The sequence below is a fragment of the Imperialibacter sp. EC-SDR9 genome (assembly GCF_902498805.1).
GTDB lineage: Bacteria > Bacteroidota > Bacteroidia > Cytophagales > Cyclobacteriaceae > Imperialibacter.
Map to the genome: position 1 here is coordinate 312,744 of NZ_LR701574.1, position 19,349 is coordinate 332,092.

The following is a 19,349-nucleotide window of genomic DNA, read 5'->3' on the forward strand; positions in this document are numbered from 1 at the left end:
TATAAAACTAGCTTACTGCGAAAACATATGACCAGATTGAGACCACTAACTCTGCTCCTCTGCCGTCTTCTTTCCCGACGATTGCTTACCCATGCCTCTGGTAAGCTTTGACACGTGACCCTGTACCATTCGGTCGACCTTTTCTCCTTTTCCTGACAGCTTACTTCTCATAAAGCTCTCAAGCGGCATGAGACAAAAAGCCACCGCTACCTGTAGAAAGAAGGATAAAACCGGCGAAGAATCTGTCTCAAAATTTGCCTCGACGATTGTCTGGATAAACTCAATGATCATGATGATTGTGAGGAAGGTAAGCAAGCGATTAAGCACCAGCACAACCATTCGGTCGCTTTTCGTAAGTCTTGAGCTCAAAAACAGTAGCATAGCGAAAAACAGAAACTCCGCTGCATAAAACCACGGCCGCTGCCAATAAGGTGGCACAACGGTAAAGAAAATGGACTCAAGTGGCTTCACGACCCCAAAGCTATTGCGGGTTTCTATCTGTAATTCGTACTTGTCTGACGGCAAATAGGAGAATTGTATTGTATTGTTATCCAGCGACCACTCGGACCATTGCTCATTCAAACCAAGCAATCGGTACCTGTACTCTATCTTAAGGATACCCGAATATTCCGTTTGATGGTAGAAAAAGCTCAGCGAGCTGTTCTCCTGCTCCACTCTCAATTTGGTACCAATTGGCAGTAGTTGATTATTGACCGACCTGATGTGCTTAAGAAATGGATTATAGTTGGCCTCAAATGCCTTGTTGTGGTCTATGCGATAGAAATTGTTATCAGCGGTAACCACCCACAAATCACCATCTTTTTCAAAGTCAATCGAAACAATATGGTCAAAAAGATTAAGAAAAGTAAAGGCGCCATTGGCCTCGGTTTTGGAGCCCATTTTATGCCAAAACCGTCCATCAGATACGAGCAAATGCCCGGCGGAACTTATGTAGCGGCTGGGTTCTGACATGCCCAGCCAGTCAAACTTCTCAAGTGTATCACCCGTCAGCTTGAAAAAGCCTTTTGCGTGCATAAATACCACGCCAAGGTTGGCATCGTCAATACCCATTACGGGGTCAAGGTAGTCGTTCTTGATGGGGACTTCCCCAGCCTCGACAAGGGTATTATTCTCAATCTTAGCCCAATAAAGCTTCTGCGAGGTACACAGCCAGATTTTGCCGGTTCTGTCTTTGAAAATGAATTGGATAAAGTCATCTACATTCTCAAGCAAGATGGTTTCTTTCCATTTTCCATCTTCGTTCACAACTGTTAGCAGCCCGCCCCGGTAGGTTGATATCAGAATAAGGTTCTGGGCATCGTCATAAAACACTCTCCTCACCGCCTCTGAATATATTTGAACTGCTGCGTCTTCCTTAACAATAAACACGCCTGCCAGACCAGCAGCCATCATTTCATCATCATTAATGGGCACTAGCTGGTTGATTCGGCCTTCTACTCCCTTTATTTTCTTATAAACATAAGTGATGCTTTGCAACTCCTTCTTCACCCTTCTCACCATGACCGGTTCTGCCGTAGTAACCTTCTTTTTCCCTCCAATTTGACTTCTTGCCTTGGCGATGGCGGAAGCGACAACGGCTTTCTTAGGTGCCTCCGGTTCTTTTTTCTCCTCTTCCTTGTCTTCTTCCCCCTTATTCTTTTTCAAAAAGGAAAACAAGCCACCCTTCTTCTTTTTTTCATCTTCCGGTTCTTCTTCGGCCACAGGCTCCTTTGTCGTCTCATCTACTTTCTCATCTTTCTTATTGAAACGCAAAAACGAAAAAAGGCCGTCGCTATCCTTTTTGTCTTCCTTTCTATCGTCGGCAACGGTTAGCTGCGTGTCGGGATTCTTTTTTATATAGTAGACGATCTCGTCAAAGTTCTTGACCTGATCCAGATAAAAGAGCCCCAGGTTGGTACCGGCAAATACTCTTTCGTCGAAATGCCGGGAAGTGTATAGCGTGCCATCAAGGCCCGGGTAGTAGTTGTAAGACTTGAACGGGATATTTGGTGACACTCTGGTGTATCCATAAGGATGCGCAACCCATAGGCCGGTGTCTTTGTCTCTAAATAATGTCTGGGTTTCGTTATCGGGCAGGCCGGTGTGGAAATTGACGATCTGATCCAGCTTTCTTCCCTTGACATCTACGAACACAACCCCACCTCGTAACGTACCCACTGCCACAAGGTCATCACTCATCCATGTCACGGAAAGAATCCTTGCTTCCTCCAGATACCCCTCATCGTCGAGTTTTAGCGGCACTAGTTGACCGCCGACGATCTGGTAGAGTTCATTTTTTCTATTGGCCCCAATCCATTGGTTACTGGCCGACTCACTCCACCCCAGCCAGGGGCCATTCTCTACAAATCTCGAAGGCAGCAGTCCCTGTCCCTTGATCAGAAAGGTAGTGTCTGCATTGAAAGCAATAAGCTTTGAGTCAAAAACACCAATTTGTGTGACAGGTAGTGCCGTAGCTATTTTTTCCAGTTTCTCTGATGCAGGACTATAAGTAAAAGCATTTTTTCCGTCAGTCATCACGAGCTCTTCGCCATAGCTAATGAGCTGTGTCATTGAGGACAGTTTGCTTAAAGAGTCGCCCAAATTTTTGAAAGCAAGATTTCCAAAACCGTCAGTAGTGAGCATGCCGAAGCCATACGTACCTGCCAGGTAAATTACGGAGTCGTTAAGAGATATGGAGAAGGTTGGCCCGGGGGTTTCAATCAAGTCCCAGCTGGTGCCGTCAAACTGTAAAAGGCCCTGTCTGTTGGCAAAGTAAAGTCGGCCAAAATCATCTTGCTGGATGCTATAATTGATTTGGTCCCTTTTGTTTTCTATGGGAGTGAAATGAGTTTGGTAGTAGTAGCCTGATTGGGCTACCGCCGTAGTTGTAATTGAAAGAAATAGAAGCAGGCCAACAAGTAAACGTCTCATATGGGATCAAGGTCGAACCCCTAAATTACAGAATTTCGGAATGCCAAGTAACTGCAAACGATTAAGAAGTTGTGAATACTTTTTGAAAGGCAGTATTGGAACTTCGGGCTTACTTGAATACCAACTGAAGCCAGCCGTAAAATTCCATTAGCCAGGCCACCCCAACATGAAGCACGACACCTCCCCATATGTTCCGACTGTTAAGGGAAATAATACCCAAAACATAGCCCCCAATAGCTGAGCTGATAGCTTCAGTCATGGGCTTGCCAAAGTGCAGAAAAACGTAAGACGGCACCATAACAAGCACGGCATAGGCCCCAAAATACCGATAGAAAGCCAGCACGAGCACACCTCTGTAGAATAGCTCAACCGACACGAAATCACTCCCGTACGCTATTTCGTAGATCAGCAAAGGCCACCATTGACTAATCCCAAGCTCAATAGCCAGCTCTGGCCCTTTGGTACGCATGTAGCGAGGATAGTAGGCCTGCAAGTCCTGAAAAAAAGAAGCAAGGCCGATCACTACCACCATACCCAGAAACAACAGTGCGTAAGGCTTCCAGTCCCAGTGAGTAGAACGCAATCCGTAAAATGATTTGTACTTGTCCCTCTCGAACAGCAGATATAAGATCACCACGGGCAGCAAAACATTAACGAGGCTGTCTGCCTTTCTAAATGTGTAGCTGGCAAAATAGTATTCGTTGCCATTAAGTCCGGTTACAAAACCATCAAATGGTTTCCAGTACTGCGACAAGCCCGACACCGCAAACACCACAACAGCCCGTAACCAAAAGCCAGTGTCTTTTACCCAGTCCTTTTCTCCCTTGAAATGATAAACAAGCAGCGCTGCAACGATGAAAGGAAACATATTGAATGCGGCAACTAACACCCAGCGTAACGCCGGACTATGACCTTTAATGACGTACTCATCGTAAAAGTCGAGGGAAAAGTTGAAACCAACACTGATACCAATGAACAGTAGTAGGCTCAGGTAGAGGCCTGGATGAAAATTGGCCTTTTGAAAATCTATCAACTGACGAACAAGTGCTTTCATATTAGAATCTATAGCTGATTTTTGCTCGCATATACCGGTGGCTTTCAGCGCCCTTCACTTCTCTGGAAGTAGTTTTAAATGATAACTCGAAGTCAGCCTTTTTGTAAGCCAGCACAGCACCGTAGGTTTGACGCAAAACCGCTTTTTCCGAGCTTTCATGGTACATGCTCTCCGGCCCAATAAAGTTACCATCGATGGTGGCATTATAAAGCACGTAACTTCCCCGCCAGCTTGCCACCAGGTACCACTCAATGAGCTTACCACTCCCCTTTGCTGCATTCAAAAGACTGTTGGTCAAATGACTTTTATTCAGGCTTCCTGGCAACCCATATCTCAATGTCACTTCTTGCGATACTTGATCGAGCACCGTGCCTACAGACATGGATGTGGAGCTCACCACGTCCAGTTTTTCACTAATCGCCCATTGCTTTAAATATGATGGTGTCAACATCAGCACCGGCGTGTTGTTGATCTGGTAGTCCCAACCCCTCGGAAGCCGTATGCCCAGACTGCCGTGCCACCAACGCATCAACTCCGCCGTTTTGATTGCCGGGCCGAGCCAACCCACATCAGCTTTCATGGTGAAAGCACTTGATGGTCTAAGATAATTCAGCTGAACTCCCAGGGTAGCCATCCCAGCATAAGGTCGATCAAGCTGCTCTAACTTATCCCAAAGGATGTTTTTAGGTGTATAGATGTAATGAGAGAAAACAACCTCGGAAGAGTATATGCTTCCTTCTTTCGGGCGACTGAAAGGTAGGCGCCTTTTCAAACTGCTGTATGACGCAAATATGCCGCTTGAGTAGTATCTGTCATAACTAGTGAAGAAGTATGCGTCGTTGTCAACGGCGAGTTGAACCTGCCTCAAAAAGGTGCTATCCGGATCGCTCTCAGCGATGGCATTAAACCCCCACGGCCACCCCTGAAATCCAAACACTAAACATAAAAGGAAGTTGATCTTTCGGGCCATCAAAAAGCGACTTTCAGGGCGTTCTTTTTTCGAAGGGCTGAAGTTAAGCTATTTTTCAGATTCGGTCATCCCATGCTTTGGGCAACTTCCGAAGCCGTGAGCACAAAAAATGGGTAGAAAAGCAAAGCCCCGATAATTATCGGGGCATGCTTAGTATATGAGTATTAGCACAGTAATGCCTAAATATCGAATAAAATTTGAATAAATCTTAATATTACCGTATTAAGGATTATGTCTCACTACATATATTTAACGAAAATAGTTGGGTGATCTATCAACAGCCTATCCCGTAAATCACCCCTATTTCCTCAAAAACCTATCCTCAAACTTCCTCCGGTTGCCGCACCAAACGTTGAGGCGTCCCTACTCATATACTAAATTTTTCTATCAAGCGTCACCTCCTGAAGATCGGACTTGCTCACCTTTTTATTGAAGGAGACAATGTCCTTTTCGAGGATGGTCCGATAAGATGTCATGTGCCCATCGAGCTCTCCTTTCAAGAGGTCAAATACCTCGTAAGAGCCCTTAGTTGGTTTTCCGTCGCCACTTTCTACACTCTTTCGCAGGTAGGCCAGCCTGTTGTTCAACCTTATCGGGAAATTCAACGGATCTTGCGAACTCTGATTTTTCACCTGATAAAGCGCTTCCTCAACGGTAGAAAGCTTAGACAAAAGCACCTCGGCGTCCTTTTTCAAGGCCTTGTTCTGCAACACCAGCGTGTCGATTTGCGCTTTCAACAAACGGATGTCTTTTACCGTCTGATTGGCCACGGAGGTAGCATTTTTTATCTTCATAGCCAGCTCAAACTGCTCTTTCACATCTGACTCTGTCACACCGGTAATCCTCGGATCAAGTGCTACCTCAATTTCTCTGGTTTGCACTTGTCCATTCACAGCTACACTCACTGTATACTTGCCGGGAGGTGCATAAGGGCCTAGCTGTGGCCTGGCAGACCATATAATCATGCCCTCAAAGTCGACAGCACCCGGATATCTTAAGTTCCACTCATACTTATTCAGCCCCTGGGCAGTAGTTGGTGCCGTAGGCAGGCTTCCATACCAACGAGCCGACTCATCTTCGTCCTTCTTTGGTTCGGGCAGCGTGCCTTTTTCTTCAAGAATTACAGTACCAGCGGCGTCCTTTATGGTGATAACGACTTCATCGGCTTGTTTCGGCAGGAAGTAGCTGATGGTAGCACTTTCCACTCGTCTAACAGCCCTATCAGGCTCAAAAAGTGTGTAGTTGGGATTACCAGAAAGTTTGGCATACTCTCTAAGCGGGCCAATATCATCCAAAATATAGACCGAGCGACCATGTGTACCCGCCACCAAATCTCGGTCGGTCACCATCAAGTCGGCGATTTGTGTGTCTGGCATGTTCAGCTGCAGGGCGTTCCAATTGGCACCATCATCAAACGAAACCCAAACGGTGTGCTCTCCACCTGCATACAGCAAGCCTGGCACTTTGATGTCCTCCCTGATAGTATGCAGGTAGTCATCTGCTCTGATGCCGCTGATGATTTTTGTCCATGTCTTGCCGTAATCGTGCGTTTTCCACAAATACGGAGCCCTGTCGTCCATTTGATAGCGTTTTGCAGCTACATACGCAGTGCCTGGGTGATGACGTGAAGCGTCGATGATACTCACTCGTGTGTCCTTTGGCATATCAGGAGGCGTGATATTGCTCCATGTCTTTCCGAAGTCTCTGGTAATATGCACCAAACCATCGTCAGAGCCAGCCCAAATAGTGTTGACATCATGGTAGCTTGGAGCCAAAGCAAACACAGTAGCATAAATCTCAGGCCCGTTCATGTCCATGGTGAGTGCACCGCCCGACATGCCTAAAGTGGCAGGGTCTGCATAAGTCAAATCCGGACTCATCTTTTGCCATGACTGGCCTTCATCGGCAGACACCCACACATGCTGCGAGCATGTAAAAAGGAGGTTGTTATCCACCGGAGAGAATACAATAGGAAATGTCCACTGCCAACGCTCAGGCAATGATGACGAAGGCTCACCTGAAAAGAAGCGTGGATAAACCTGCACGTCACGCTCATGTCCTGTAGCCCGGTCATAACGTGTTAAAAGTGCTCCCTGGCTTCCTGCGTAGAAAATATCTGGGTTCTTAGGATCCTGAGCGATGTAGCCGCTTTCTCCACCACCTGGTGAATAGTAGTACTCGGTTTTCGGCCCTCTGGCGGTCATAAAATCCCAACCGTCGCTTGGAATGCACATCGTGGAATTGTCTTGCTGAGCTCCACAAATGTGATATGGAAAGTCGTTAGTCACCATAATGTGATAAAACTGAGCCGTCGGGAAGTCCAGATCGGTCCAGGTTTTGCCACCGTTTACCGACACAGTGCCACCACCATCATTGGAAGCGATCATGCGCATGGGGTCGTTGGGATCAATCCAGAGATCGTGGTTATCACCATGTGGCGGTCTGATTGTGACGTCAAACTTTTCACCGCCATCGGTAGACTTATAAAAGCCCACGTTTAACCCATATACCGTATTCTCGTCTTTTGGATCGGCGTAAATACGGCTGTAGTAAAACGCTCTTTGCCTGAGCTTGCGTTCGTCGTTCACCTGCTTCCAGGTTTTGCCAGCGTCGTCAGAGCGAAACACACCGCCGTCGTTGGCTTCAACAACTGCCCACAGCCTGTTTGGATTAGCAGGCGAAACTGTCACGCCAATTTTACCGACAGGCCCTTTCGGTAATCCAGGGTTCCTGGTGAGTTCAGTCCATGTATCGCCTCCATCAATTGACTTATACAGGCCGCAGTCGGGACCACCACCCCACATTTTGTAGGGCGTGCGGTATACTTGCCAGATAGTGGCATAAACTACCTTTGGGTTTGTTCTGTCAATGATGATATCAACGCCGCCTGCCTTATCGCTTTTGTAAAGCACTTTTTTCCAGTTCTTACCGCCGTCGGTTGTTCTGAAAATGCCCCTTTCTTCATTATTTCCGTAAGGATGCCCCAGTGCAGCCACAAACACGATATCAGGATTCGTTGGGTCAACCCGCACCCTGGCAATCGCCTGGGTCTCTTTCAAACCAATGTTTTCCCAGGTTTTCCCAGCATCTACCGACTTGTAAACACCATCGCCCTGCATGATATTACCTCTGAACTGGGTTTCGCCGGTTCCTATATACACAATGTCGGGATTGGTTTCTGACACGGCCACGGCACCCACCGATGAGCTGGTCAGCTGGCCGTCGGTTACTGGTTTCCAGGTAGTGCCGCCATCAACAGTTTTCCAGAGGCCACCACCTACTGCCCCAAAGTAGTATTCGTTCGGCCGGGAGGGACTTCCTGACGCACCCAGCGACCTTCCTCCCCTGTTAGGTCCCACATTTCTCCATTCAAAGGCCTTGGTTAGCAAAGTATCAAGTGTAGTAATAGACTTCGTGGGATAGCCTTCCGGCAGTTGCCTTGCTTTGATTGTAAACGAGAGCAAAATGCCCGTAACAAGTAAATAGTATCTGTTTAACTTCATATAATAATTGATAAATTGAACGATAGGGTAATATAGGGAGCGAACCATTTCACAGGAAGCCGCTAATGGAAAAGCCTTTAAGACCCTGAAAAATCAGCTACTATTTACTCCTTCACACCAGGATTTACCCAAAGGTGACTGAACCAATGCCAATGACCATCGCTGTCTTTTATGGTAAGGGTGTACAGGGTTCTCCTGCTTCTCAGAGGACTGCCTGGTTTTGCTGTGACCTCTATTTTGTCACCACTCTTTTTCTTCTCAAGTACACATGATCCTCCCTGCACAAAACACTGAAGTTGCGATTCCATCAGGTTTGACTGATCGAAAGTGACTTGTAAAGTGGGTGATGGATCATTGGCGGTCATCAGGAAGCTCTCCGGCTTCTCAGCAGTGACCTTCAATGCACGCATATTGGTTTTGGACACAAATTTTTCCAGTGACGAAAAAGCCGATGCCATCGGGAACCTCGGTAGGCTAAATAAATTGCTTTCGGCATGCATCACACCGGAGTTTTGAGCCAGCCCTGCCACAAACCCCATTTCTTGCACCACTTCGGCCATTTTTGGATCGAATTCACCATAAGGATAGGCAAATACTTTGGGCGTAATACCTAGTCGCTCCTTTATCAGCGCTTGTGCTGTTTCCACATCGCTGCGAAATGCCTCATACCTCGCCGGTGCTGACTCATTCAAAAAGTAGGCATGAGAATGACTGTGATTTCCTATTTCTATTTTGTTCGACAGGCAATCTTCAAGCTGTTTCCAGTCCATGTAGGAGCTGCCCCCCACCGTTTCAGTATTGATGAACACGGTGGCAGGGAACCCATATTTCTTTAACAAGGGAAGACCATTTTTGTAAAAGCTTTCGTAACCGTCGTCTATGGTAATAACAGCCACCCGTTCCCGCTCGCCTGGCTTTTTCAGGCAATCAACCGCCTCAGAAATGGTCAATACCTTAAAATCATTTTGTTTGAGATAGTTGAGATGGGCGTCAAAGTTTTCGATGGAGATGTTGGTAGAGGGATACCGGCTATCCCCCACCCTGTGGTAGACAAAACCGACCACTTCCCGGTTCATCTGCCCAAGGAGGGTACTATTGGCGGTCGTCAACAATAACACCACCCACCACAACAACCGTATCGATAACATAGCCGAAAAGTTTAACGGTTCTTTCTTCAACAAAATACGCCGGATCGAGGCGATAATCATCATACTGCGTCATCCTATTCTGCCGGATGATAGTTGCCAATTGTTCCACATACTCCTCACGCCTCTCAGAATAGTATTTGAGGTAAGGAAGCAAAACGTTCACGTTGTCAGTGGTATCTCTCGCTTCTCTGAATCTCCGGTAAGCCCTGCTCCTGGCTACTAATCCAAAGTAACCATAAATAGAGGCCGACACATCGTCGTACTTTCTAAGGTAGATCGCCTGGCCGTTCCTTGAGTAGATGGACTTGATTCTCGGTTCGCCCGACCGGTACGACCAGATACCAAAGAGGTTATTGGCCTGTTGAAATATGCGTGAGGTGCCCCAGCCAGATTCTACTGCCGCCTGCGCCAGAATAATACTGTTAGGATGGGTTTTCATGCGGCGAAGCAACAACTCTCCGGAAGCAGTTTTATAAAACTCACTTTGTTCGAAATAAAAGGCACTGTCCTCCTGTAGCCAAATGGGCTTGTTCAGTATTTCCCTGATTTGATTTCGTTCGTCCTCTATCCTGTGCTTTGCCAAAAGAATGGAAGGCAACAGGGCGGAAATGAACTTTAGCTTGGCTTGATCCGGAGGCAGTTGGTCAATTCCTTCAATTTCGTGATACAGAATAGGTGCCACCAATGAATCGTCGAGTAGCGCTATGCTATCCGGGTGGTTGGCCAATACTTCCCTGGTTTTGATATAATGCGTCTTATCAATCGAAAAATTGACAAGTACAGCAGCAAAACCCACCAGGATGAGCAGAATGACAAAAATGATCGTCTTTCTCAAAAAGGGTGTTTAGTTGATCAATCTATCTTTTAAGATAAGCTATTAAATCGGACATTTGGTCAACGGAGATAGAATTTTCAAATCCCGCAGGCATCGCCGATATGTCCGAAGCTTTCAACGACGATATTTCATTTCGGTTTACGGTCGTTACATTACCAGCTGCATCTTTGATACTTAGCGATGAGGCTGTTTCTGACGCAATTACCCCTGTTACTTGCTCACCGTTCTTAGTTTTCAATTCCCAGGTTTCAAATCCGTCAGCGATAGATCGATTGGGGTTAATGATATCGGCCAGAATAAACGATGCATCCCTGTTTCTAATAGTGCCGAGATCAGGACCAAAACTACTCCCACCTTCTCCTCCTTTTTGATGGCACACAGCGCAATTGGCCTTAAATACAGCCGCCCCAGCCACCTGATCACCCTTCACATCAAGTGCCTGCTGATATTTTTTTACTAATTCTCCGGGAGACTCATTACTCGCCGCAAGCAGTCGCCTCGCCTTTTCCCGCACGCCGTCGGTATAGCTGTTCATCAGCCTTACCTTGCGTGGCCAGGCAATCGTAGCCTGGTCAATACTCCCCGCTTCCACTGCATCGAGCAATGAATGAGAGCCGGATTCGCTGTTGAGAAGATGTCCCATAGCATGATCTCTTACGCCGGGGGTAAGGCTGCCCCAGCGTTTCACAATGAGCTGAGAGGCGGCCGGGCTGTTGATAGCGACTATGGCGTTGATAGCACCCTCTTGCACGGCATCTGGCTCCTGCGCAGACACCAGCGTAGATAATCTTTCTACATAGGCCCCATTGCCAGACTTGGTTAACAAAAGTAACGCATCAGTTCTTAAGCCCGGACTGGCTCCATTGTTCAGTGCCAGTTGCAACGCCTTCTCCTGAACATCCGCCAAATCCGATGCCTCAATGCCAGGCAAGTGGGTAAGCAGTTTCATACTGGCTGTCCTGATTTCGGCTGGCGTGCCGGCACTTAATTGAGCCTTTAGAAGTTTTATCTCGGCTTTAGCACTTCCAGCCTCAAGTCCACTTCTTCTTACAACTTTTTCAATTCCATCAAGTACGGCAGACTTCCACCAGGCATCCCGCTGCATTTGGTTGCCAGAGAGTACCTTCCCAAGGATCTTTGACGTGGCGGCTTTATCCCCGGAGAGCGCCACAACAGCGGCACAATTGGAGAAAAACATGGCCGTTCCCTCCGAGGGAGTATCCGTCAACGTTCTCATAGCCTCCGACAGCAACTCACTTTCTTTCCCGTAGCTCGCACTCAGTGCGGCTACCTGTACCCATCGATCACCAATGTCCTTCCGAAGCAGTTCATTACGAGCCTCAGTGGCCTCTTCGGTCTCAACAAAGCCCAGCGTACATAAAAGCTGAAACCGCACCCTGGCGTCAGCATCGCCGGACATACCGATCAGGGTTGTAGCCAATTTTGGCCATGCAGTCAGGTGTATTTCGGCCAACCTGATGGCATTTTCCCTCACACCAGCCTCCTGGTGTTTCAATCCCCTCTCTATGAGCTCATCAGTCAATTGACCTCTGCCTTCCAGTGCCCAAAGCCCATGCAAAAAGCCAACTGCACTCTCATTGCTGGCCACATAATTAGTCAGTGCGTCATCTGAAACCAGCACTGGGTTGCCCACTATCAGGCGCTGTGCGTTTCTCCGCCACCATATATTGTCGCTGCCCAGCAACGCCACAATTTCATCTGGGTTCATCGCTGGAATATCTATGCTTCCTGCCCAGTTCATGGGAGGCGTTCCTTTGGGCGATATTCTATAAATTCTGCCTTGATTCGAGCCATTGTACAGTGCTCCCGAATTGTTTACCTCTTCCGACATCCACTCAGGGTGTTCCACAATCTGTCGATAATAGTCGATCATGTACAAAGCACCGTCGGGCCCCACATAAAACTGAACGGGACGAAACCAGGCATCTGTAGACGCCAGAAACTCCTTGTTCTCAACCAACCTGCTTGCATTGAACGACGCACCTTTGGCAGTAACCCTATCCGCATGTACAAGATTATGCACTGGCTCCGCCACAATAGTCACATTCTCAAAGCCCTTGATCAAACCGCCCTGGTACCACGTAACGCCACACGAGGAAGTAATAACGCCGATATCGGTCAACAGCTGATGAGCAGGATTTTGTGTGATGGGAAATACCTCGGCTGCACTACCATGGTCTGGTATGTTCTCCATGGCATCGGCAACAACCAGGTTGGGGTTCCGGGCCAGGTACCTGGCAGGAATCACCTCAGTGAAAAGATGGTCAGCATTGCTGGTGCCAAAATGGCGGCCCCAGGCGTCGAAAGTTTGCCCGTATTGCGACTCGCCTGAAAGCATCTCTAATTGGAAGGAATCAGGCATAAACCTTACGTTCCGGCCATTGGCGTCAATTGGCAACTTTGGTGCGCTATCATTGGCTGGAAAATGCACTTCACTCCCCTCGTCGCTAAATTCTTTAACGCTTACTTTGGGCGTCACCATTCCTTGATGCGCTACATAAATCCAATTGTCGAGGCCATACACGGGTGTGTTGGCAATGTGCTGCGGATTAGTCACGGCAAATCCGGTCAAGACTACTTCTCTCTTATCAGCCTTTCCATCACCGTTTGTATCTTCGAGGTAGAGTACATCCGGCACGTCTACAACGATCAGCCCATTCTTCCATCTCATGAGGCCGGTGGGTAATTTAAGCCCGTCGGCAAACACGACGGCTTCGTCAAACTGCCCGTCGGCATCGGTGTCCAGCAGTTGTTTTATCACGCCGCTGCCGGACAAGTCCAGGGGGTACCCATGCATTTCCAGCACATAGGTTCTTCCCATCTCATCCACTTCCATTGCCACCGGATCGGCCACAAGCGGCTCCGACGCAATAAGTTCGATTTGGAGGCCCTCGTATAGTTCGAAAGAAGCCAGGGCCTCTTTTGCTAACTGCTCAGCTTCTTCTTTGTCCCGCTGCGAAGCGCAAGAAGACAAGACGACCACAAGAGAGAAAAGGAAGGTTTGCTTAAATGTCATAAGGTAGGTTCGGGTGTGTTACGACAACAATTTATCAAAAACGCACCTAATCCTTTAACCCGCCAACATAAAATTAGCTGAGAATAAACTTAAGGTCGGCCGGAGAGTATTTCACAGACTTCAGGGTTTTTCTGTCCCCGGTTCTGAACACGAGGTACAGTCCGTCCGCTTCCTCATAGTGGCATTCAACACCTTGTGCCTTATAGTGATTCACTGTGGCTTCAGCTTCTTCAATTGTCTTGCAGGTTTTGCTCATATTGGAGCGCTGCACCTCATCAAAAAGCTCTTTGAATTGCCCACCCAAGCCAAATTCAAGCACAGCACCACTGAGTACATACTGCAAGTCGCACAAAGCGTCAGCTATTTCCACGATGTCCTTTGCCTGAATAGCTTCTTCAAGTTCCTTCAGTTCCTCAGCCAGAAGATTCACTCTGAGAGCGCACCGGTCGGCCGAAGGCACGGTGGCCTCCGGCAGTATCGGGTGGCCAAAAGTTCGGTGGAATTTTGCTACATCATTAAGAGAATCAGGCGATTGCATAAAGTGGGGTTTTAGTCTGCATAAATAATCGGATTCTAAAATCCGCCGTTTTACTTTTACAGTCAACCATGAGTGAAGAAAAACTTATCCACAACGAGCCCGAACGGTTCGGAAAACTTAGCATCATTTATCAGGATGAGCATTTAGTGGCCATCAACAAGCCGAATCGGCTGCTCGTTCACAAAACCAGAATTGCAGAGGAAAAGCATTTTTTTGCGAATAGACTGCTGGCCGACCAAATAGGCTGCGAGGTATATCCGGTGCATCGAATCGACAGGGCCACGTCTGGAGTATTGCTTTTCGCCTATTCTCCTCAGGGCGTTGCCATGACCCAATCGCTCTTTATGAAAGGCGAAGTAATGAAGGAATACCTGGCAGTGGTTCGGGGCTTTGTAGCAGAAACAGGATCGACAAACGAGTCATTGGTTAAACATGAAACGGGGGTTGAGCAGACCGCTTTGACTGACTATGAAAGGCTAAACACTGTCGAAGTCGCCATTTCGGTAAACAAATACCCAACCTCAAGGTATTCCCTCGTGAGAATGCTGCCAAGAACAGGCCGCACCCACCAACTCCGACGTCACTTCAATCACATGGGGCATCCGATAGTTGGCGACACCAAGTATGGAGACCTCAGACACAACAGGATGTTCGAAAGAGAATGGGGGATTACCTCACTCCTCCTTCATGCCCACAAACTCACTTTTATTCACCCGTTTTCAACCCAAGAGGTAAGGCTTCAAGCCCCGCTGTCGCCTGATTTTGTGAAAGCAATGGACACGTTCGCCTGGGTAAACAATTATAAAAACTTTAACCCAGGGCTTTCATAATTCGTATTGGATGATGCAAAACCAGACTAAGCCTTTATTTAATACAATTCCTTTAATTTTTTGAATTATTCAGTTAATCATTGTTAACCTAATATTAATTAATTAATTTTGACTTAACAATTTGGTAACATTAAAAGAAAGGAGCCATTATGAAAGGATTGTATGAGCGCAGGTTCAAGTATAGTCTGGACTATTTGGTGCTGGGTAAGCCTAAGAGAAAAGAGCGAGTGATCAATTGGTTGATTCTGGGTTTGGTAGCTCTTTTGGGCATTGTGCTTTCCATTTGAAATAGTCAAAAAAACAGATATACTTACCGAATGCGTTGGGCTCACAGCCCACTAAAAAGCAAAGGTCTCCTTTATCGGAGACCTTTTTTATTGATAGACAGTGCTTTGGTTCGCTACTTAAAACTTAAGGCAAACTGGCTTAGATACAGAAAACTCTTTGCCAGTAGCAGCCAACAGGCCTGTTTCTTTGTTTCTCGTGAACACAACTATGTTGTTGGTATCCTGGTTAGCAACCAGCAGGAATTTTTCATCTGGCGACAGCGTAAAATTACGGGGAGTCTTGCCTCCTACCGGTTCATTACCCAAACTGGTCAGGCTTCCGTCATCCACTACTGCGTACATAGCTATGCTATGGTGTCCTCTATTGGAAGCATAAAGAAATTTCCCGTCTGAAGTAATATGTATGTCGGCATCGGAGTTCCTTTCGGTGAAGTCATCAGGTATTGTGCTTTTTCTGTCAATTGCCTCAAACGTGCCCTTTTCAAAATCGGCTTTCATTGAAACAACCGAGCTCGATAACTCATTGACTACGAAAGCCATCGGCTTCGTTGGGTGAAATATCAGGTGTCTCGGGCCATCTCCTGGCTGCAATTCAAAAGCAACATGGGCTTCGCCCAGGGTGCCATCGGCAGCAAACGGATAAGCAAGAACTTTGTCGATGCCAAGATCCACTGCATACAGGTATCCGCCCTTGAAAATGCTGCAATGTGCATGCGGGCCCTTCTGGTTGGGCACCACGGGCCCACTACCTTCATGCTGACGAATCTGTGGAGAAGCTTGCAAAGCAAGCCCCTCACCGAGTTGGTACACAGCCAGGTTACCAGAGCTATAGTTGGCCACTGCTATCTGCCTGCCCGACGGGCTGATGTCAACATAGCAAGGGTGTGCCCCTTCGGTTGAAAGCTTACTCACCTCAACAAGTTGGTTATTTTCATGATCCCAGCTAAAAGAACTAACGCCGCCTTCCTGGGTTTCATTCACACTGAAAACACTCTGTCTGTCTTTGCTGATTGCCAGGTAAGATGGGTTTGTAGTCTTCACCAACAGAAGACTGTCGCTCAATTCACCGGTTGCTGTGTTGAATTGTAGCTGGTAAATACCGTTGCTTCCACCACCTGTATACACCCCAACGAGAAGGTCGATGGTTTGTGCTTCCATTTTATCATCTTGTCCTTCAGTTTCCTGGGGCTTTTGCTGAGTGCATCCGGCCATAAAGGCGACCAAAGCGATGAGCACTCCAAATAGCTTACTTCTTAGTTCCATAATATATTAGGTTAGTAACACGAATATAGCAGTAAAAGACGAAACCCGGACAGGCAATGAAATCACCTGTTTAGCAGGGTATTTTTCAAAGCCACTTCTTGCGTTTGAAGTAGAGCAACATAAGAATAAGCACCACCCCCATCACTCCCCAAACCACAAAGTAGCCATAGCGGTACTTGAGCTCGGGCATATATTCGAAATTCATTCCATAAATGCCCGCAATAAAAGTGAGTGGGATGAAAATGGTGGCCACCGTGGTCAGCACCTTCATCGTCTCGTTCATTTTCTGACTGAGAGACGAAAAGTAGATATTAGCAAGGCTTTCCAGGCTTTTACTGGTAGACTCTATCTCGTCCATAGCATTTTTGCAGCTATTGAGCAGGTCATGAAAATACTTCTCATTCTCATTTTCAATGAAGTTGGTACGGCCGTTAAGAATATTGGTTAAAGCCTCTTTGAAAGGCATCAGCGATTTTTTGATCAGCTGCGTGTCCTTCTTGTACTTCTCCAGCTTGAGTAGTGTGCTCTGCGTCGGATCCTTTAGCACTTCTTTTTCCAGTTCAGCCACTATCAAATTGAATGCGTCGATGGTTTCAAAATAGTTATCCAGCACGGCGTCGAGCAACTGCACCAGTAAAAAGTCGCTTTTCCGGTGGCGAACCATGCCCAACTTCTCTCTGATCTTGTACCTGATGTGGTCAAAATGATCCCCTTCCTCTTCCTGCAGCGAAATGATGTAGTTCTTCCCCAGGATAAAGCTGATCTGTTCAATGTTTAGCTCTTGTTGCTCGGTTTGCAGGATCGATTTCACACTGAAAAACAGGTACTTATCATATTCCTCTACTTTGGGCCGCTGGGTGGTATCGAGCATTTGTCGCACCATCAGGCGGTCAAAAGACATTGCTTTCGACAGGTCTTCGTAAAGCGACACCTCGTGCAGACCATGGAAATTCAACCAATAAGATTTTTTCGGATCAGGTGACTGGAGTGCTGAAAAGTCTTCTGGTTGATCCAGCTCCATGCAGTCGTCAGGGGTGTATTCAAATAGCTGAATGGCCACCTTCTCCAGCTTTTTCTTACCAATAAAAACTGTTTGGGCTTTACCTTTGGATTCACTTTTCAGCGTCGAATACAGGTTGAAGGTAAGGTTGTCGCCTATGGTCCCAAGCGTCCGCAAACCCGCCATGAGGATTTTGTCGGGCCTGGTAATATCAAATTGCGCTTTTTCTTTTCTCATATCGCTCCATGTCGAAACATTTGAAGCTCCATGTTAGCCATTAATATAAAACTATCAAAAAGCGATGAATAGATATCTTACCGCTCACCTGTCTCTAAAAAACTTCCTATTGCGAAACAGTCTCACGTTTCACAAAATTGATCAACTGCCTGGCGCACCATGTGCAAACAAGAAAGGTAAGAACCCCGGTAACTTCAAACAACCAGTCGTTAGGCAGTTCATACTTCGGCGGAGGATAGTAGATCAAAAGGGTGGCTTCAGGCACTCCAGCAAAATACACGATATTCTTAACCATATGATTGTAAAAGCCTTCGTATAAACCAATTGCGCCTACGAAGAAGAATCCTGTGGTGGCGGTGAAGAGCCAAAGAATCAACCGTCTATTCCAAGCTTTGTAGGCAACGATAAGCGCTATCGAGAGCCCCAGCCAAAACAGACCAGATGTAGCGATATGGGTTCGCCATGGAGTGCTGTATAAAATCGCCCCATAGATGTGGTGCCCGGCTGTAGTGAAATAAACTGTCAGCACGCTCAGCATCATTGGAAATGTATCTTTGATGTTTTTCATCTCTGCCATTTTTATTGGTTTTCGGTAACCAAGAATCGTTGCTTGGAGTCAAACACCAAAGGAAATCCACCTTGAGAAAACCTTTAGATTATGAAAAGAGCCCTAATCAACCATAAGTACGTCATCGATTTTCAGAAAAACGAAATGTACAACCGGACAACCGGGGAGGTCAATCGACTTGAGCCCAGGCTGGCTAAACTGCTTGTTATTCTACTTGAAACTCCTCACAGCGTAGTTCCAAGGAGCGTTTTGGTTAACAGGCTCTGGGGTAACTACGGTTCTGGTGAAGAGCTACTTACTCAAAGTATTTCTACTTTGCGAACGCAATTCAAAGGTGAACAACTAATAAAAACAGTGCCTAAAGTTGGCTATCTGTTTGACGGCAATCTTCAGGCGAAACACCTGACGACCAAATCGTTCCTACTTCCTTTTATTACCAACAGGTGGCTGCTAGCATTTCTTTGTGTGGTAGTGATTATAACTATCAAGGCTATCATTTGGCCTCATCACTAGGGTAAAAATAAGGCATAAAAAAAACCACCCGAAGGTGGTTTCTTATAGTGTCTTTTAATAAAAAAAGTATATCTATCGATTCCTTTTACTATCGCACTACTTCGACATTAACGGCGTTCATGCCTTTTTTGCCTTGCTCAACTTCAAAAGTCACTTCGTCGTTCTCACGAACTTCGTCAACTAGACCTGAAACGTGAACGAAGATGTCTTCACCGCCATTTGATGGCTTAATGAAACCAAAACCTTTTGAATTGTTGAAAAATTTTACTGTTCCTTCCATTGTTATTATTAATTGATTGTAATAAATGCTATGCTATTGGCATTTTTGTAATTGTAGAAATCTGACTTGAGGGTAATTAATTAAGAAATTTGTGGGATGCAAAGTTGAGAATTAACGACCTGTGGCCAGGCATATTTTACTATTACTGATTTAAATGCTGTGCAAGGTGGCAAAAAGTGCGATTCAAAGCAAATAAATATTTATTTTTTATTGTTGTCAACCAAAATGACAGCCTGTTTTCTCCTCATTCTTTCTGGCATGAAATCTGAGCAAGTGTGGGGTGACTTAATTGACTAGTCAAGGTTTTGTTTGAATTTTTTTAATTGAGTTAATAATTTAAACCAACCTTACTGTT

15 protein-coding genes are annotated in these 19,349 nt (G+C 46.5%); 3 read left to right on the top strand and 12 right to left on the bottom strand.

The annotated features are described in order from the left end of the window. Positions 1 to 45: 45 nt before the first annotated feature. From GC130_RS02645 to GC130_RS02680, 8 genes are all read right to left on the bottom strand, one after another. A complete protein-coding gene (locus tag GC130_RS02645; protein ID WP_151996703.1) occupies positions 46 to 2,931 on the bottom strand; it encodes a triple tyrosine motif-containing protein in 2,886 nt (961 codons plus the stop codon). 109 nt (positions 2,932 to 3,040) lie between these two features. After that, positions 3,041 to 3,985 (bottom strand): CPBP family intramembrane glutamic endopeptidase, encoded by a 945-nt coding sequence (locus GC130_RS02650; protein ID WP_151996704.1) that lies wholly within the window; start codon positions 3,983 to 3,985, stop codon positions 3,041 to 3,043. Position 3,986: 1 nt separating this feature from the next. Further along, the gene (locus GC130_RS02655; protein ID WP_151996705.1) at positions 3,987 to 4,955 is read right to left on the bottom strand and encodes a lipid A deacylase LpxR family protein; all 969 of its coding nucleotides are present in this window, start codon (positions 4,953 to 4,955) and stop codon (positions 3,987 to 3,989) included. 374 nt (positions 4,956 to 5,329) lie between these two features. Continuing rightward, the gene (locus GC130_RS02660; protein WP_151996706.1) at positions 5,330 to 8,458 is read right to left on the bottom strand and encodes a glycosyl hydrolase; all 3,129 of its coding nucleotides are present in this window, start codon (positions 8,456 to 8,458) and stop codon (positions 5,330 to 5,332) included. Between the two features lie 104 nt (positions 8,459 to 8,562). Beyond that, complete coding sequence (locus GC130_RS02665; protein WP_193217740.1) at positions 8,563 to 9,606, bottom strand: polysaccharide deacetylase family protein; 1,044 nt, start codon at positions 9,604 to 9,606, stop codon at positions 8,563 to 8,565. Beyond that, a complete protein-coding gene (locus GC130_RS02670; protein ID WP_151996708.1) occupies positions 9,551 to 10,441 on the bottom strand; it encodes a glucosaminidase domain-containing protein in 891 nt (296 codons plus the stop codon). Before GC130_RS02670 ends, GC130_RS02665 begins: the two co-directional genes overlap by 56 nt. A gap of 22 nt (positions 10,442 to 10,463) precedes the next feature. Further along, positions 10,464 to 13,478 carry a PVC-type heme-binding CxxCH protein gene (locus tag GC130_RS02675; RefSeq protein WP_151996709.1) on the bottom strand — a complete coding sequence of 1,005 codons (3,015 nt, stop codon included), beginning with the start codon at positions 13,476 to 13,478 and terminating at the stop codon, positions 10,464 to 10,466. A gap of 73 nt (positions 13,479 to 13,551) precedes the next feature. Next, a complete protein-coding gene (locus tag GC130_RS02680; protein ID WP_151996710.1) occupies positions 13,552 to 14,016 on the bottom strand; it encodes a nucleoside triphosphate pyrophosphohydrolase family protein in 465 nt (154 codons plus the stop codon). 68 nt (positions 14,017 to 14,084) lie between these two features. Here GC130_RS02680 and GC130_RS02685 point away from each other — a divergent pair, with 68 nt between their 5' ends. Both GC130_RS02685 and GC130_RS28515 read left to right on the top strand, forming a co-directional pair. Continuing rightward, positions 14,085 to 14,846 carry a pseudouridine synthase gene (locus GC130_RS02685; protein WP_151996711.1) on the top strand — a complete coding sequence of 254 codons (762 nt, stop codon included), beginning with the start codon at positions 14,085 to 14,087 and terminating at the stop codon, positions 14,844 to 14,846. Between the two features lie 149 nt (positions 14,847 to 14,995). Further along, positions 14,996 to 15,133, top strand: a complete 138-nt coding sequence (locus GC130_RS28515) for a hypothetical protein (protein WP_193217741.1) — start codon at positions 14,996 to 14,998, stop codon at positions 15,131 to 15,133. A 117-nt stretch (positions 15,134 to 15,250) separates the two neighbouring features. On the opposite strand, the gene GC130_RS02690 is transcribed toward GC130_RS28515, so the two are convergent. The 3 genes from GC130_RS02690 to GC130_RS02700 all read right to left on the bottom strand — a co-directional run bounded on the left by GC130_RS02690 (position 15,251) and on the right by GC130_RS02700 (position 18,201). Further along, a complete protein-coding gene (locus GC130_RS02690) occupies positions 15,251 to 16,396 on the bottom strand; it encodes a lactonase family protein (protein WP_151996712.1) in 1,146 nt (381 codons plus the stop codon). Positions 16,397 to 16,481: 85 nt separating this feature from the next. After that, positions 16,482 to 17,633 (bottom strand): magnesium/cobalt transporter CorA, encoded by a 1,152-nt coding sequence (gene corA / locus GC130_RS02695; RefSeq protein ID WP_151996713.1) that lies wholly within the window; start codon positions 17,631 to 17,633, stop codon positions 16,482 to 16,484. Positions 17,634 to 17,739: 106 nt separating this feature from the next. Then, the gene (locus GC130_RS02700; protein ID WP_151996714.1) at positions 17,740 to 18,201 is read right to left on the bottom strand and encodes a hypothetical protein; all 462 of its coding nucleotides are present in this window, start codon (positions 18,199 to 18,201) and stop codon (positions 17,740 to 17,742) included. Positions 18,202 to 18,291: 90 nt separating this feature from the next. Between GC130_RS02700 and GC130_RS02705 the strand changes: the two genes are divergently transcribed. Then, a complete protein-coding gene (locus GC130_RS02705) occupies positions 18,292 to 18,714 on the top strand; it encodes a winged helix-turn-helix domain-containing protein (protein ID WP_151996715.1) in 423 nt (140 codons plus the stop codon). A gap of 88 nt (positions 18,715 to 18,802) precedes the next feature. On the opposite strand, the gene GC130_RS02710 is transcribed toward GC130_RS02705, so the two are convergent. Next, positions 18,803 to 18,994, bottom strand: a complete 192-nt coding sequence (locus GC130_RS02710; RefSeq protein WP_151996716.1) for a cold-shock protein — start codon at positions 18,992 to 18,994, stop codon at positions 18,803 to 18,805. Between the last annotated feature and the right edge of the window lie 355 nt (positions 18,995 to 19,349).